Genomic DNA, 14310 nt, shown 5'->3' with positions numbered 1-14310 from the left:
TCTTTCCGGCTGTTCACGGCGCGATGCGCGTTCTTCCGGGGCAGGACAGGACGGGACGGGACAGGAAGGGATGGAGCGGGCACGTGGCCCATTCCTGTCGTTGTTTTCTGTCGTTGCTTTCTATCGTCGCTCGCATCCTGGACGAAGGGCCCGGGCGAAGGACCCCGACACGGTGGAGCGCCCGATAGGCTGGTTTTTCACAGCACGGCGACTGGCGTACAGGGAATCGACCCTGAGGAAGCCGTGCGAGGCAATGCCTTCGAGGTGCCGCCCGCCTGGGCACCCCGGGACCACGACCGGACACTCTCACCGCTCGCCCCGGAGGACGCCATGACGCAGCCCCCTGCCCCCCAGCACCCGGCTCTCGCCGCCGCCGACCCCGAACTCGCCGCCCTCGTCGACGCCGAGGAACGCCTTCAGGCCGACACGCTCCGCCTGATCCCCAGCGAGAACTACGTCTCCGCCGCCGTCCTCGAGGCCTCCGGCACCGTCCTGCAGAACAAGTACAGCGAGGGCTATCCCGGCCGCCGCTACTACGAGGGCCAGCAGAACATCGACCAGGTCGAGCGCCTCGCCGCCGCCCGCGCCAAGGCCCTCTTCGGCACCGACCACGCCAACGTCCAGCCCTACTCCGGCTCCCCGGCCAACCTCGCCGTCTACCTCGCCTTCGCCGAGCCCGGCGACACGGTCATGGGCATGGCCCTGCCGATGGGCGGCCACCTCACCCACGGCTGGGGCGTCTCGGCCACCGGCAAGTGGTTCCGCGGCGTGCAGTACGGAGTACGTCAGGACACCGGCCTCGTCGACTTCGACGCCGTACGCGAACTCGCCCTCAAGGAGCGGCCGAAGCTGATCTTCTGCGGTGGCACCGCCCTGCCCCGCACCATCGACTTCGCCGCCTTCGCCGAGATCGCCCGGGAGTCGGGCGCCGTCCTCGTCGCCGACATCGCCCACATCGCGGGGCTCATCGCCGGCGGCGCCCACCCGTCACCCGTGCCGCACGCCGACGTGATCTCCACGACCACCCACAAGACCCTGCGCGGCCCCCGCGGCGCGATGCTGCTCGCCCGCGAGGAGCACGCCAAGGCCATCGACAAGGCCGTCTTCCCCGGTCTCCAGGGCGGGCCCCACAACCAGACCACCGCCGCCATCGCCGTCGCCCTCCACGAGGCCGCCCAGCCCTCCTTCCGTGACTACGCCCACGCCGTCGTCGCCAACGCCAAGGCCCTCGCCGACGCCCTCCTCGCCCGCGGCTTCGACCTCGTCTCCGGCGGCACCGACAACCACCTGATCCTGATGGACCTCACCCCCAAGGAGGTCCCCGGCAAGGTCGCCGCGAAGGCCCTCGACCGGGCCGGGATCGTCGTCAACTACAACACCGTCCCCTACGACCCCAGGAAGCCGTTCGACCCCTCCGGCGTCCGCATCGGCACCCCCTCCCTCACCTCCCGCGGCCTCGGCACCGCGCACATGGACACCGTCGCCGACTGGATCGACCGCGGGGTCCGTGCCGCCGGTGCAGGCGACGAAGACGCCCTCCTGAAGATCCGCGGCGAGGTGGCCGAACTGATGGCCGCGTTCCCGGCACCGGGGCTGCCCACGGCCTGAGGGCGGGGCGGCCGGGCGGCGCGGCGGCCCACCGCCGCCCGGCCGCGCGGCGGCGCGGACTCGCCCACCCGGCGGGTCAGGCTCGCCCACCCGGCGGGTCAGGCTCGCCCACCCGGCGGGTCAGGCTCGCCCACGCGTCCGGTCAGGCTCGCCCACGCGTCCGGTCAGGCCCGCCCACGCTGCGGCTCAGGCCCGGCCCGCCCACGTGGCCCGTCACGCGTCGACCAGCTCCTGGCCGGGCTGCTCCTCCCGGGTGTGGCGGCGGAACCAGTGCAGGGCACCCGCGCCTGCCGCCGCGCCCACCGCCGCGCTCGGTATCGCCCACCCCCAGCCCGAGTCGCCGTCCCAGGCACCCCCGCCCCCGCTGCCGCCACCGGGAGCCGCCGCCCGGGCGGGGGACCGGCTCTCCTCGTCGGACGTGTCGGACGTGTCGGGTGCCTCGGACGGTGGGGCCCACTCGGAGGGGCGTATCCCCGCATGGCTCTGCTCGGACAGCTTGCCGAGGAGGCCCAGGTCCTTCAGGAGGGCCCGCAGTGCCGAGGGGTTCCGGGTCCGGTGCCAGTAGCCGTTCATCGTCTCCGGGTCCATCGTCGTGTGGATCCATATCGCGCCCTTCGCCGCCGACGGCTCGGGATACACGCGGTCCACGCGCCAGGGCCGCACGTCGTGCGCCAGCCAGGTCACGTTGATCTGGCGGGTGGCGCCCACGCTCAGGCCGGGCGGCCGCTCGCTGCGGCTCTTTGCCGCCGTCGGGCCGAGCAGGGCCGTCAACTCGGCATACTCCTCCCGGCTGTTGTACAGCGACGCCGTCTCCGCGCTCTCCGGCGACGTGAGCAGCACGCTCGTCGACCCGCCCGCCACCGCCCGAGGCGCGCACAGAAGCACCATGGCCAGCGCCACCGTCAGCGCCGCCACCAGCGCGGCCAGTGCCGACGCCGTCGGTCCCGGCGCGGTCAGTCCCCTTGCTGTTCGCATGTCCGACCCCCTGCGGCTCTCCGGCACGGCGCCTCCGTACCGGTTCACTTCTGGTACACCGGTCGAGCCCCGCAGGTTCCCCTCCGCGATCGCCCAATCCGAGCTAGGCCGCGGACTCTTCCGTTCCGGCCGACGCCTTCGGCACCGACTTCGCGATCTCCGTCGCCCGCGCCTTCGACCGCACCCCTTCCAGCCGCAACGTCAGCTCCTGCTGCTCCGTCCACAGCAGCGTCGGGCCCGCGGGGCGCACCGTGCGTTTCCAGCTGTCGCCGTCGGCGGTGTCCCGCATCCACAGTTCGAGGCGGTGGGGGCGGGCGAACCACAGGCCCGTGTCCCCGCCGAGGTCGAGCCACTCGGGCGGGCCGGGCAGCAGCTTGGTGTAGCCAGGGTCGAGCGGGGCCGGGAACTCGTCGAGCCGGACTGTCCCGCCGCCCTCGCGCCAGCACAGCGTGACCAGGAAGCGGCCCGACGGCTCGCGCGTCACCGCCACCGCGTCCGGCGCGCCGAGCGCGGTCGGGACGACGGGCCGGAACCCGGCCTCCCGCGCGGCCCGCGCGAGCGACACCTGGTGCTCGCCGCACCCGGGCGTGCGCGCTCCGGACGGGGGCGGCGACGGGTCGTACCGCACCTCGACGCCGCCGAAGTCGAACCACTCGAAGACGGCCGCCCGCACCGGAGGCGTCAGCGCGAGCACGGTCAGCAGGCCGCACAGGGACGCGACGAGGGCACGCCACCGGGCCCGCAGACCGAGCCGCACGCGCCACAGCGCCCGCCGTATCCGCATCCCCGCGCCGGACGGCTCCGCCACCGGGGCCCCGGCACCCTCGGCCACTATCTGCGCGAGCACCCGCTCGACCATCGTCTCGCCGCGCTCGGGCCGGTCCAGGGCCCGCCCCAGCGCCCGCAACTCCTCGGCCAGCAGTTCCTCCCGCCCGTCCCGGCCGCCCGGACCGTCTCCGTCCGCCACGTCTCTCACCTCCCCTCACCTCCCGCCGGTCCCTCCGGGAGCCGTTGTTCCAGAAGCAGTCGCTCCAGCTTGCGCAGGGCGCGGTTCAGCCGGGACTTGACCGTGCCCCTCGGCCAGCCGAGGGCCTCAGCCGTTTCCGCCTCGTCCAGTTCCAGGAGATAGCGGTACGTCACGACCCGGCGGTGGTCCTCGCCGAGGCGGTCCAGGGCGGTGAGGAGCGCGGCGCGGCGCTCGCGCTCCACGGCGGCCACGGCCGGGTCCGCCGAGGGCGGTATCAGCGGCTCCGGCTCCGTGAGCGCGGCCTCGCGGCCCGCAGCCGAGCGGTGCCGCGCCGCCGAACGCACTGTGTTCCTCGTCTCATTGGCGACGATCGACAGCAGCCACGGCTTGAACGACGAGCCGTCCCGGAACCGGCCCAGCGCGCGATACGCCTTGAAGAAGGACTGCTGCACCACGTCCTCCGCGTCCGGCCCCGCGCCCAGCGCCGTCGCCGCGCGCAGCGCCACGCCGGTGAAGGCGCGCACCAGCTCGGCGTACGCCTCCGCCTCGCCGGCGCGTACGCGCGCGATCACCGCCGCCTCGTCGACGCCGATACCGACCCCCTCCAGCGCCCGCCCCGCCGCCCGCGCCGCCGCGCGCCCCGGAGCCTCCTCCAACGCCCGCCCCGGAGCCGCGCCCTCCAGAGCCTTCCCCCGTGCACTCACACTCCTGGTACACCGCCCGGACCGAATCGGTTCCCACCCGTCACGCACCAGTTCCCGACCAACGGGCGGCACCTGAGAGAATGCTGGGCATGGCCTCTGATCGTCCCCGCTCGCTCCCCGGTGACCGTCCTCGCGTGCTCTCCGGGATCCAGCCCACCGCAGGCTCGTTCCACCTCGGCAACTACCTGGGCGCCGTCCGCCAGTGGGTGGCCCTCCAGGAGTCCCACGACGCCTTCTACATGGTCGTGGACCTGCACGCGATCACGATCCCGCAGGACCCGGCCGAGCTGCGCGCGAACACCCGCCTCGCCGCCGCCCAGCTCCTCGCCGCGGGCCTCGACCCCGAGCGCTGCACGCTGTTCGTCCAGAGCCACGTCCCCGAGCACGCCCAGCTCGCCTGGGTCATGAACTGCCTGACGGGCTTCGGCGAGGCCTCCCGCATGACGCAGTTCAAGGACAAGTCGGCCAAGCAGGGCGCCGACCGCGCCTCGGTGGGCCTGTTCACGTACCCCGTGCTCCAGGTCGCCGACATCCTGCTCTACCAGGCCAACGAGGTGCCGGTCGGCGAGGACCAGCGCCAGCACATCGAGCTCACCCGCGACCTGGCCGAGCGCTTCAACGGCCGCTTCGGCGAGACCTTCACCGTCCCGGCGCCGCACATCCTCAAGGAAGTCGCGAAGATCTACGACCTCCAGGACCCGGCGATCAAGATGAGCAAGTCGGCGTCCACGCCGAAGGGACTCATCAACCTCCTCGACGAGCCCAAGGCCACCGCCAAGAAGGTCAAGAGCGCCGTCACCGACACCGACACGGTGATCAAGTACGACACCGTGAACAAGCCCGGCGTCAGCAATCTGCTCACCATCTACTCGACGCTCACGGGCGCGGGTATCGCGGAACTGGAGCAGAAGTACGCCGGCAAGGGCTACGGTGCGCTGAAGACCGACCTCGCCGAGGTCATGGTCGAGTTCGTGACCCCCTTCCGGGACCGCACCCAGGAATATCTGGACGACCCGGAGACGCTCGACTCGATCCTGGCCAAGGGAGCGGAGAAGGCGCGCGCCGTCGCGGCGGAGACCCTCGCCCAGGCGTACGACAGGGTGGGCTTCCTGCCCGCCAAGCACTGAGCTCCACCCCGGGCCACCCGGCCGAGCACCACCCCGGGCCCACCCGACCGGGCACCACCCCGCCGTCCGGCACGGCGGAGCCCCCTGCCCACCAACACGACGACAGGAGTACGACGTGGGGACCGTAACGATCGGTGTGTCGATCGCGGTCCCGGAGCCACACGGCAGCCTGCTCCAGGAGCTGCGCGCCGGCTTCGGGGATCCGGCCGCACACGGCATCCCCACGCACGTCACGCTGCTGCCGCCGACCGAGGTGGACTCCGGCGCGCTGCCCGCGATCGAGCAGCACCTGACGTCGGTCGCGGCCGCCGGCCGGCCGTTCCCGATGCGGCTCTCGGGGACCGGCACGTTCCGTCCGCTGTCGCCCGTCGTCTTCGTGCAGGTCGTCGAGGGCGGCTCGGCCTGCTCCTGGCTCCAGGAGCGGGTCCGCGACACCTCCGGACCTCTCGTACGCGAACTGCAGTTCCCGTACCACCCGCACGTCACGATCGCGCACGCCATCGAGGACGAGGCCATGGACCGCGCGTACGAAGACCTTTCCGAGTACGAGGCCGAGTGGCCCTGCACCGGCTTCGCGCTGTACGAGCAGGGGGCCGACGGCGTGTGGCGCAAGCTGCGCGAATTCGTCTTCGGCGGCTCGACGGTGCCCCCGCAGGCGTCCGCCCCGGCCGCGCGGGGTACGCTGCCCGCCCGCTGACCGGGCCCAGAGCGCCCGGCCGGACGAGCCGACCCGGGGGGCGGACGGTGGCTTCAGTGAGGGTGCGCACAGGCGTGGCGGTCGCGGTCGCCGGGACGCTGCTCCTGGCCGGTTGCGGCGGCGGGGACGGCGACAGCGCGCGCGAAGCGCCCGCCTCCCGTACGCCCGGCGGCACGGCGTCGGCCGCCGCGCCCGTCAAGGGCGGCTCCTGGAAGATCGTGCACATCGACAAGCGGGCCAAGGGCACGCTGGAAGGCGTCGCGGCCGTCGCCGCCGACGACATCTGGGCCACGGGCAACGACCAGGGCGACAGCGCGGACCGGTCCGACCACTACCTGCTGCGCTACGACGGCCGCACGTGGCGGCGGAGCCCGCTGCCCGCCGAGCTCGGCGGAGACGTCACACAGACCCGGATCGAGGCGTCGGGGCCCGACGACGTGTGGCTCTACGGCATGGCGTCCACGCAGGGCTCCCGCCTCGCCCGCTGGGACGGCAGCCGCTGGCACGCCGTCCCACAGCCGCCCTTCCAGGGCACCGTCGCCGGCCTCAAGTCCTTCGCGCCCGACGACGTCTGGGCGCTCGGCGGTGAACAGGCCGCGCACTGGGACGGCACCCGCTGGACCGTCACCCCGCTGCCCGCCACCGCCGCCGCGCTCGACGGGACGTCCGGGGACGACGTGTGGGCCGTCGGACACCGCGACAGCGGACCCGGAGTGAGCGGCGGTGGCGAGGAGGGCGAGACGGTACAGCCCGCCGCCATGCGCTGGGACGCCCGCGCCCGCGTCTGGAAGCTCACGCCGACGCCCGTCTACCGCTTCCCCGACCCCGTCCCGCCGGAGCCCGGCGCCTCGCTCGCCGGGCTGCTCGCCGTGGACCGGGACGAGGTGTGGGCGTACGGCTCGCACACGTTCAACCACGGCGAGGGCGGGCCCGAGCCGTCCATCGAGCACATCCTGCTCCGCTGGGACGGCACACGCTGGAGCAAGCAGCCCGGCGCCGGCACCGACCCCTGCCTGTCCCGCGCCCCCGTCGCGCACGACGGCGCGGGCGGCATCCTCTTCGAACGCCACCGGTTCCGCGCCGCCGACGGCACCTGCGCCAAGCTCTCCTGGCAGCGCCTGCCCGCCACCGGCGAGGTCACCGCGGGCGGCAAGCAGCAGCTCTGGTTCGAGCAGGTGGCGCGGGTGCCCGGGGCGAAGCGGTTCGTGGCGGCCGGGAAGGTGTACGTGATGCAGAGCGGGAATCCGCTGACGATGCCCGCGGTGGCGGTGTACGAGCCCTGAGCCCTGGTCAGACGGGCAGGCGGCGGAACACCGGGCGCGGCACGTGGCGCAGCGCCGACATCACCACGCGCAGGGCGCCCGGCACCCACACCGTCTCCGAGCGGCGGCGCAGGCCCGTCTCGATGGCCTCCGCCACCGCCTCCGGAGTCGTCGCCATCGGCGCCTCCTCCAGGCCCGCCGTCATCTTCGAGCGTACGAAGCCGGGGCGTACGACCATGACGTGCACGCCGGTGCCGTGCAGGGCGTCGCCCAGGCCCTGCGCGAAGGCGTCGAGGCCCGCCTTGCTGGAGCCGTAGATGAAGTTGGAGCGGCGGGCGCGTTCGCCGGCGACGGAGGAGAGGACGACCAGGGAGCCGTGGCCCTGGGCCTGCAGCGCGCGGGCGCAGATCAGGCCCGCCGAGACCGCTCCCGTGTAGTTCGTCTGCGCCACGCGGACCGCCGCGAGCGGGTCGTCCTCGTCGCGGGCCTGGTCGCCGAGGATGCCGAAGGCCAGCAGGACCATGTCGATGTCGTGGTCGGCGAAGAGGGCGCCGAGGGTGTCGGTGTGGGACTCCGCGTCCAGGGCGTCGAAGGGGACCGTTCTGGCGTCCGCGCCCATGTCGCGGAGGTGTTCCGCCGCTTTTTCCAGGGCGGGGGACGGGCGGCCTGCCAGCCAGACCTTGCGGGTGCGGCGGGCGACCAGGCGTCGGGCCGTGGCCAGCGCGATCTCGGACGTGCCGCCGAGGACCAGCAGGGACTGGGGGGTACCGAAGGCGTCTTTCATGGGGGTCCTTTGGGGGTGGGGGGCGGTGGTTCGGTGCGGGTGGCGGCCCTGCGGGGCTTTCCCCAGTCCCGCCCCTTCCCGAAACCGGGGGCTCCGCCCCCGGGCCCCCGGGGTGGGTGTCCCGGGCGGGTGGGACAGGCCCCCGCCGATCGGCCTGCGGCCTCGTCCTCAAACGCCGGACGGGCTGGAACATTGCTGGAGCGGGCTGGAACGTCGCCGGGAGGGCTGGTAGTTGCCGGGGTGTGCCGACTACGTCCCGTTAGGAGCAGTTAGGGCGGGTGGGTGGGAAATGGGGGTCTGGGGGCGGAGCCCCAGGAACGGGCAGCGTCACAGGTCCAGGCGGCGGGAGAGGTCCGAGCGGAACAGGGAGTGCGGGTCCAGTTCCTGGCGGAGGGCGCGGAAGTCGGGGAGACGGGGGTACATGGAGGCGAGCGCGCCGGGACGGAGCCGGGAGTCCTTGGCGAGGTAGACGCGCCCGCCCGCGCAGGCGACCTCTTCGTCGAGCTCGTCGAGGAAGGGCCCGAGCCCGGGCAGGCCGGCGGGGATGTCGAGGGCGAGCGTCCACCCGGGCACGGGGAAGGACAGCCAGCCGGCCCCCGCTTCGCCGAAGCGCTTGAGGACGGCGAGAAAGGACGGGCACCGCTGCGCGGAGATGCGGCGCACAATGCGGCGCAGCGCCTCCTCCTCGCCGTACCCGACGACGAATTGGTACTGCACGAACCCGCCCCGCCCGTACACGCGGTTCCAGTGCGGCACACCGTCGAGGGGGTGGAAGAAGGCGGAGAGCTTCTGCAGCTCGCCGGTGCGGGAGCGGGGCGCCTTGCGGTACCAGAGCTCGTTGAAGAGGCCGACCGAGCGGCGCCCCAGCAGCCCTTCGGGTACGAAGCGGGGCGCGGGCGGCAGTCGGCGCGGCCGGAAGGCCAGGGGGGCGGTGCGGGCGCGGTCGGGCAGGGCGGCGAGGGGCGCGTGGTCGCCGCGGGTCAGGACGGCGCGGCCGGTCGCCGCCCCGCGGGCGAGGAGGTCGATCCAGGCGACGGAGTAGCGGTAGCGGTGGTCGCTCGCGGTGAGGCGGGCCATCAGGTCGTCGAGGTCGGTGGCGCGTTCGGTGTCGACGGCCATCAGGGACGTCTCGACGGGGTGCAGCCGGAGGGTGGCGGACAGGATCACGCCGGTCAGGCCCATCCCGCCCGTGGTCGCGTCGAAGAGCGGGCTGCCCGGCTCGACGGTGTGCACGGTGCCGTCGGCGGTGAGCAGGTCGAGGGCCAGGACGTGGCGGGCGAAGGAGCCCGCGACGTGGTGGTTCTTGCCGTGGATGTCGGCGCCGATCGCGCCGCCCACGGTGACGTAGCGGGTGCCGGGCGTCACCGGCACGAACCAGCCGAGCGGCAGCAGGACTTCCATCAGGTGGTGCAGCGAGACGCCCGCGTCGCACACGACGGTGCCGCCCGCCGCGTCGATGGCGTGCACGCGGTCCAGGCCCGTCATGTCGAGGACGGTGCCGCCCGCGTTCTGCGCGGCGTCCCCGTACGCGCGCCCGAGCCCGCGCGCGATGCCACCGCGCTCCGCGCAGGCGCCCACCGCGGCGACCGCCTCCTCCCGCGAACGCGGCCGCACCACGCGGGCGGTGCTGGGGGCGGTGCGGCCCCAGCCGGAGACGGACACCGGCGCGGAATCGGGCGCGGACACGGACTGGGGCGCGGGGGTGGCTGACATGAAAGCGACCGTATCGCCCGCATCAGAGGGCAAATGAGCTGTTTGATCGCTCCTCTCCGCCTTCTCACCGAAATGGGTGATTGAGGGAGTGTCACGAAAGATTGACGTAGTTATTGAGGCTTTACGGAGAAGAGTCGTTATGTGATGAATGCGAAGAGTTCAGGGAGCGGGAGCTCCCTCCGGAGGAGAGGTGCTCTCCGCGACGCCGACCACCAACTCCTGTCCGCGCTGCGCGACTGCGGCGCCAACCCGCGCGTGGCCGCGGCCGCCCGCGCCCTGTCGTGGAGCGGCGAGCACGGCGCGCTCTGGCTCGCCGCTGGCCTCGCCGGGGCGGCGCTCGACCGCGAGCGGCGCGCCGACTGGCTGCGCGGCACCGCGCTCACCGCGGGCGCGCACCTGGCCAGCATGGGCGTGAAGCGGATCGTGCGGCGCCCCCGGCCGGGCCACGTCGAGCCGCTGGTGCGCACCGCGGGACGTCACTCGTTCCCCAGCTCGCACGCCTCGTCCGCGGTCGCCGCCGCGCTCGCGTACGGCGCGCTGCGCCCCGCCTGCGCCCGCCTTGTGCCGCCGCTGGCCGCCGCGATGTGCGTGTCCCGGATGGTCGTCGGCGTCCACTACCCGTCGGACGTCGCGGCGGGCGCGGCCCTCGGCGCGTTCGCCGCGCGGGCGGGCCGGACCTGGATGGGAGCCCGCACCGATGCCTGAACGAGCCGCCACGGCCGAACGCACCGCCACGGCCGCCGAACGCACCGCCGTCCCGGAGCGGCAGGGCCCCGGCGGCCCCCGCTCCCCGAAGCCCGGCCCCGGCGGCGTCCCGCTGGGCCTCCTGAAGACCGCCCGCCCCCGCCAATGGGTCAAGAACGTCCTGGTCATCGCCGCCCCCGCGGCCGCCGGCGAGCTCTTCTCGCACCACGCCCTGGCCCAAGTCGCCCTGGTATTCGCCCTGTTCACCGCCGCCGCGGCCGCCGTCTACCTCATCAACGACGCCCGCGACGCCGAGGCCGACCGCGCCCACCCCACCAAGTGCCGCCGCCCCGTCGCCGCCGGACAGGTCCCCGTGCCCGTCGCGTACGCCGCGGGCGGGCTGCTCGCCGCCGTCGCGCCCGCGGCCGCCGCGGTCCTGTGCACCCCGCTCACGGCGGCGCTCCTGGCCGCGTACGTCGTGATGCAGCTCGCGTACTGCGTGAGCCTCAAGCACGTACTCGTCGTCGACCTCGCCGTCGTCACCACCGGATTCCTGATGCGGGCGATGATCGGCGGGGTCGCTCTCGGCATTCCGCTCTCGCGCTGGTTCCTGATCACCACCGGGTTCGGGGCGCTGTTCATGGTGTCGGCCAAGCGGTACTCGGAGGCCGTGCAGATGGCACAGGCCGCAGCGGACGCGGCGGCCGACGGGCGGCCCGAACGGCTCGGTGCCACCCGGGCGTTGCTCACCTCGTACACGACCGGCTATCTGCGCTTCGTGTGGCAGCTCGCGGCCGGGGTCGCCGTCCTCGCGTACTGCCTGTGGGCCATGGAGAGCGGCGGCATCGCGGGCACCAGCCTGCTGCCGTGGCGGCAGCTCTCGATGGTCGCCTTCATCCTCGCGATCCTGCGGTACGCCGTCTTCGCCGACCGCGGCACGGCGGGCGAGCCGGAGGACGTCGTGCTGCGCGACCGGGCGCTCGCGCTGATCGGCGTGGTGTGGCTCGCCATGTACGGGTTCGCGGTCGCGGACTGGTGAGGGGGATGGGCTCAGGGCCGCGTGCGCTGGCGCGGCGGGTGCGGGCCGCCGGGCCCGAGCTGACCGGCTTCGCCGTCGTCGGGCTCTGCGCGTACGCCGCCGACCTCGGGCTCTTCGTGTGGCTGCGCGGGCCCGTCGGCCTGGACCCGCTGACCGCCAAGGCCCTCTCCTTCGTGGCCGGCTGCACGGTGGCGTACACCGGCAACGCCCTCGGCACCTACCGCGGTGGCTCCTCCGCGGGCGTGTCGCGGCTGCGGCAGTACGGGATCTTCTTCGCCGTCAACGTCGCGGGCGCCCTCGTCCAGCTCCTGTGCCTGGCCGTCTCCCACTACGGCCTCGGCTTCACCTCGCGGCACGCGGACACCGTCTCGGGAGCGGGAATCGGCATGGCGATGGCCACTGTCCTGCGATTCTGGGGTACTCGGACTCTGGTATTCCGTTACCGGCGTGCCGCGCGCGGGCAGGCCGGACAGGCGGGGCGGCCGAGACAGATGACATCGACGGGGTGACATGGACTGGCTGAAGAAGCTTCCCGGCATCGGGCCGCTCGTCGAGCGGCTGACGCGGACGCACGCGTGGCACTCCTACGAACGGCTCGACCGCGTCCACTGGACCCGGCTCGCGGCCGCGATGACCTTCATCAGCTTCATCGCGCTGTTCCCGCTGATCACCGTGGCCGCCGCGGTCGCCGCCGCGACGCTCAGCGACAGCCAGGTGCGGCGCGCCAAGGACAAGATCTCCGAGCAGGTGCCGGGGATCTCCGACCAGTTGGACCTGGACGCGCTGATCGCCAACGCGGGCACCGTCGGCCTCGTCGCGGGCGCCCTGCTGCTGTTCACCGGCGTGGGCTGGGTCGGCTCGATGCGGGAGTGCCTGCGCGCGGTGTGGGAGCTGGAGGACATCGAGGAGAACCCGGTCCTGCGCAAGCTCAAGGACGCCGGGGTGCTCGCCGGGCTCGGTGGCGCCGGGCTCGCCTCGCTGATCGCCTCCGCCGTGGCCTCGACGGCGGTCGGATGGACCGCCGACCGGCTCGGCGTGGACCGGGACGGCGCGGGCGGCGTGCTGCTCCAGATCGCCGCGTTCGCCATCGCCGTCCTCGCGGACTTCCTGCTCCTGCTGTACGTCCTGACGCTGCTGCCCGGCGTGCAGCCGCCCCGGCGCGCGCTCATCGTCGCCGCGCTGATCGGCGCGGCCGGGTTCGAGCTCCTGAAGGTGCTGCTCGGCAGCTATATGAAGGGCGTCGCCGCGAAGAGCATGTACGGCGCCTTCGGCGTGCCCGTGGCCCTGCTGCTGTGGATCAACTTCACCGCGAAGCTGCTGCTGTTCTGCGCGGCGTGGACGGCGACGCGCAGGGGCGGGGACACGGCGGACACGGAACGTACCGACGACGAAGCGGGACCCTCCGCGCAGAAGGACGAAGCGGCCCCTTCCGGAGCGAAGGACGAAGCGGGCCCCTCCACCGCGGAGGAGCCCGCGAAGGCCGTCAAGGGCGGCGGCGACGCACCAGGTCGGGCAGCGGCCAGCGGCGGTTGAGCAGGAACAGGCCGCCCGCGATCAGCGCGAGCACCCCGCCGGTGACGCCGAGCGCGACACCCATGCCGCCGCCCGACCCCTCGTCGGACGCCTTCGCCGCGCCCTCGGTGCCGCCCGCCTGGCCCTTGCCCGGCGCGCCCTTGCCGGTGCCCGTGTGCGCGCCCTTCGGGGCGACCAGCTCGCCGACCGGCTCGACCTTGCCGCTGGCCGCGAAGCCCCAGTCGAGCAGGCGGGCCGTCTCCTTGTAGACCGCGTGGTCCTCGCCGGAGTCGGGGTTCATGACCGTGACGAGCAGCACCTTGCCGTTGCGCTCGGCGACACCTGTGAACGTCGTGCCCGCGTTGGTCGTCGAGCCGTTCTTGACGCCCGCGATGCCCTTGTACGGGTCCAGGCCCAGGTCGCCCGTGAGCAGCCGGTTGGTGTTCTGGATCTCGAAGGCCCCGCGCTTCGTCTTGCCCTTGTCCTTGCCCTTCTTGACCTTCTTCGTCTCGCCGGGGAACTTCGCGGTGGCCGTCGAGCAGTACTCGCGGAAGTCCTTCTTCTGCAGGCCGGAGCGGGCGAACAGGGTCAGGTCGTACGCGGACGACACCTGGCCCTTCTCGTCGTAGCCGTCGGGCGTCACGACGTGCGTGTCGAGGGCCTGGAGCTCCTCGGCGTGCGCCTGCATGTCCTTCACGGTCTGGGCGACGCCGCCGTTCATCGACGACAGGACGTGCACCGCGTCGTTGCCGGAGCGCAGGAAGACGCCGAGCCACAGGTCGTGGACCGAGTACGTCTCGTTCTCCTTGACGCCGACCATGCTGCTGCCCGCGCCGACGCCCTCCAGGTCCTTCAGCTCGACCCGGTGCTTGGCGGTCTTGGGGAACTTCGGCAGCACCGTGTCCGCGAACAGCATCTTCAGGGTGGAGGCCGGGGCGAGCCGCCAGTGCGCGTTGTGCGCGGCGAGCACCTCGCCCGACTCGGCGTCCGACACCATCCAGGAGCGGGCCGACAGATCCTTCGGCAGCACCGGAGCGCCCGCCTTCAGGTCCACCTGCGTGCCCGGTTCGCCGAGCCGCGCGCCGCCGACCGTCGACATGGACGCGGGCGGCTTCGGCTTGTCCTTGTTTCCGGGGGCACCGCCGGGCTTGTCGTCGGCGAGCGCGGGAGCGGCGGTGGACAGGGAAAGCAGCGTCGCCGTGGCGAGCAGCACGGCGGTCTTCTTGGAGGCGGGCACG

14 protein-coding genes and 1 riboswitch are annotated in these 14310 nt (G+C 73.5%); of the genes, 8 read left to right on the top strand and 6 right to left on the bottom strand.

Features of this window, described 5'->3' with window-relative positions:
• Positions 1-197 precede the first annotated feature (197 nt).
• Positions 198-288: riboswitch (ZMP/ZTP riboswitch) on the top strand.
• Positions 289-330: 42 nt separating this feature from the next.
• On the top strand, positions 331-1608 hold the full coding sequence (locus tag AC0KTA_RS14365; RefSeq protein WP_481055525.1) for a serine hydroxymethyltransferase: 1278 nt from the start codon (positions 331-333) through the stop codon (positions 1606-1608).
• Between the two features lie 213 nt (positions 1609-1821).
• On the opposite strand, the gene AC0KTA_RS14360 is transcribed toward AC0KTA_RS14365, so the two are convergent.
• The 3 genes from AC0KTA_RS14360 to AC0KTA_RS14350 all read right to left on the bottom strand — a co-directional run bounded on the left by AC0KTA_RS14360 (position 1822) and on the right by AC0KTA_RS14350 (position 4122).
• Positions 1822-2583 carry a hypothetical protein gene (locus tag AC0KTA_RS14360; RefSeq protein WP_481055524.1) on the bottom strand — a complete coding sequence of 254 codons (762 nt, stop codon included), beginning with the start codon at positions 2581-2583 and terminating at the stop codon, positions 1822-1824.
• Positions 2584-2686: 103 nt separating this feature from the next.
• Complete coding sequence (locus AC0KTA_RS14355; RefSeq protein ID WP_481055523.1) at positions 2687-3550, bottom strand: hypothetical protein; 864 nt, start codon at positions 3548-3550, stop codon at positions 2687-2689.
• 5 nt (positions 3551-3555) lie between these two features.
• Entirely contained in the window at positions 3556-4122 is a 567-nt protein-coding gene (locus AC0KTA_RS14350; protein ID WP_481056422.1) for an RNA polymerase sigma factor, read from the bottom strand.
• Between the two features lie 221 nt (positions 4123-4343).
• Between AC0KTA_RS14350 and trpS the strand changes: the two genes are divergently transcribed.
• The 3 genes from trpS (at position 4344) to AC0KTA_RS14335 (ending at position 7361) form a co-directional block, all read left to right on the top strand.
• Complete coding sequence (gene trpS, locus AC0KTA_RS14345) at positions 4344-5381, top strand: tryptophan--tRNA ligase (RefSeq protein ID WP_481055522.1); 1038 nt, start codon at positions 4344-4346, stop codon at positions 5379-5381.
• A gap of 115 nt (positions 5382-5496) precedes the next feature.
• Positions 5497-6078 carry a 2'-5' RNA ligase family protein gene (locus AC0KTA_RS14340; RefSeq protein WP_481055521.1) on the top strand — a complete coding sequence of 194 codons (582 nt, stop codon included), beginning with the start codon at positions 5497-5499 and terminating at the stop codon, positions 6076-6078.
• Positions 6079-6134: 56 nt separating this feature from the next.
• The gene (locus AC0KTA_RS14335) at positions 6135-7361 is read left to right on the top strand and encodes a hypothetical protein (RefSeq protein WP_481055520.1); all 1227 of its coding nucleotides are present in this window, start codon (positions 6135-6137) and stop codon (positions 7359-7361) included.
• 7 nt (positions 7362-7368) lie between these two features.
• On the opposite strand, the gene dprE2 is transcribed toward AC0KTA_RS14335, so the two are convergent.
• Positions 7369-8124 carry a decaprenylphospho-beta-D-erythro-pentofuranosid-2-ulose 2-reductase gene (dprE2, locus tag AC0KTA_RS14330; RefSeq protein WP_481055519.1) on the bottom strand — a complete coding sequence of 252 codons (756 nt, stop codon included), beginning with the start codon at positions 8122-8124 and terminating at the stop codon, positions 7369-7371.
• 327 nt (positions 8125-8451) lie between these two features.
• The gene (gene dprE1 / locus AC0KTA_RS14325; protein ID WP_481055518.1) at positions 8452-9837 is read right to left on the bottom strand and encodes a decaprenylphosphoryl-beta-D-ribose oxidase; all 1386 of its coding nucleotides are present in this window, start codon (positions 9835-9837) and stop codon (positions 8452-8454) included.
• A 144-nt stretch (positions 9838-9981) separates the two neighbouring features.
• Here dprE1 and AC0KTA_RS14320 point away from each other — a divergent pair, with 144 nt between their 5' ends.
• The 4 genes from AC0KTA_RS14320 to AC0KTA_RS14305 are packed head-to-tail and all read left to right on the top strand — an operon-like array spanning position 9982 to position 13093.
• A complete protein-coding gene (locus tag AC0KTA_RS14320) occupies positions 9982-10542 on the top strand; it encodes a phosphatase PAP2 family protein (RefSeq protein ID WP_481055517.1) in 561 nt (186 codons plus the stop codon).
• Entirely contained in the window at positions 10535-11560 is a 1026-nt protein-coding gene (locus tag AC0KTA_RS14315) for a decaprenyl-phosphate phosphoribosyltransferase (RefSeq protein WP_481055516.1), read from the top strand. The genes AC0KTA_RS14320 and AC0KTA_RS14315 overlap by 8 nt, the downstream gene beginning before the upstream one ends.
• A gap of 5 nt (positions 11561-11565) precedes the next feature.
• Entirely contained in the window at positions 11566-12069 is a 504-nt protein-coding gene (locus tag AC0KTA_RS14310; protein WP_481055515.1) for a GtrA family protein, read from the top strand.
• A gap of 1 nt (position 12070) precedes the next feature.
• On the top strand, positions 12071-13093 hold the full coding sequence (locus AC0KTA_RS14305; protein WP_481055514.1) for a YihY/virulence factor BrkB family protein: 1023 nt from the start codon (positions 12071-12073) through the stop codon (positions 13091-13093).
• On the opposite strand, the gene AC0KTA_RS14300 is transcribed toward AC0KTA_RS14305, so the two are convergent.
• The gene (locus AC0KTA_RS14300) at positions 13044-14309 is read right to left on the bottom strand and encodes a D-alanyl-D-alanine carboxypeptidase family protein (protein ID WP_481055513.1); all 1266 of its coding nucleotides are present in this window, start codon (positions 14307-14309) and stop codon (positions 13044-13046) included. The genes AC0KTA_RS14305 and AC0KTA_RS14300 overlap by 50 nt on opposite strands.
• Position 14310: the final 1 nt, after the last annotated feature.

This window comes from Streptomyces sp. Y309, assembly GCF_056712025.1.
This window is presented reverse-complemented; position numbering and strand designations above follow the sequence as displayed.

Excerpts from the sequence above, each read along its gene's own strand:
- AC0KTA_RS14365 (WP_481055525.1), top strand. The coding sequence starts at position 331 with ATGACGCAGCCCCCTGCCCCCCAGCACCCGGCTCTCGCCGCCGCCGAC.
- AC0KTA_RS14360 (WP_481055524.1), bottom strand. The coding sequence starts at position 2,583 with ATGCGAACAGCAAGGGGACTGACCGCGCCGGGACCGACGGCGTCGGCA.
- trpS (WP_481055522.1), top strand. The coding sequence starts at position 4,344 with ATGGCCTCTGATCGTCCCCGCTCGCTCCCCGGTGACCGTCCTCGCGTG.
- dprE2 (WP_481055519.1), bottom strand. The coding sequence starts at position 8,124 with ATGAAAGACGCCTTCGGTACCCCCCAGTCCCTGCTGGTCCTCGGCGGC.
- dprE1 (WP_481055518.1), bottom strand. The coding sequence starts at position 9,837 with ATGTCAGCCACCCCCGCGCCCCAGTCCGTGTCCGCGCCCGATTCCGCG.
- AC0KTA_RS14320 (WP_481055517.1), top strand. The coding sequence starts at position 9,982 with ATGAATGCGAAGAGTTCAGGGAGCGGGAGCTCCCTCCGGAGGAGAGGT.
- AC0KTA_RS14315 (WP_481055516.1), top strand. The coding sequence starts at position 10,535 with ATGCCTGAACGAGCCGCCACGGCCGAACGCACCGCCACGGCCGCCGAA.
- AC0KTA_RS14310 (WP_481055515.1), top strand. The coding sequence starts at position 11,566 with ATGGGCTCAGGGCCGCGTGCGCTGGCGCGGCGGGTGCGGGCCGCCGGG.
- AC0KTA_RS14305 (WP_481055514.1), top strand. The coding sequence starts at position 12,071 with ATGGACTGGCTGAAGAAGCTTCCCGGCATCGGGCCGCTCGTCGAGCGG.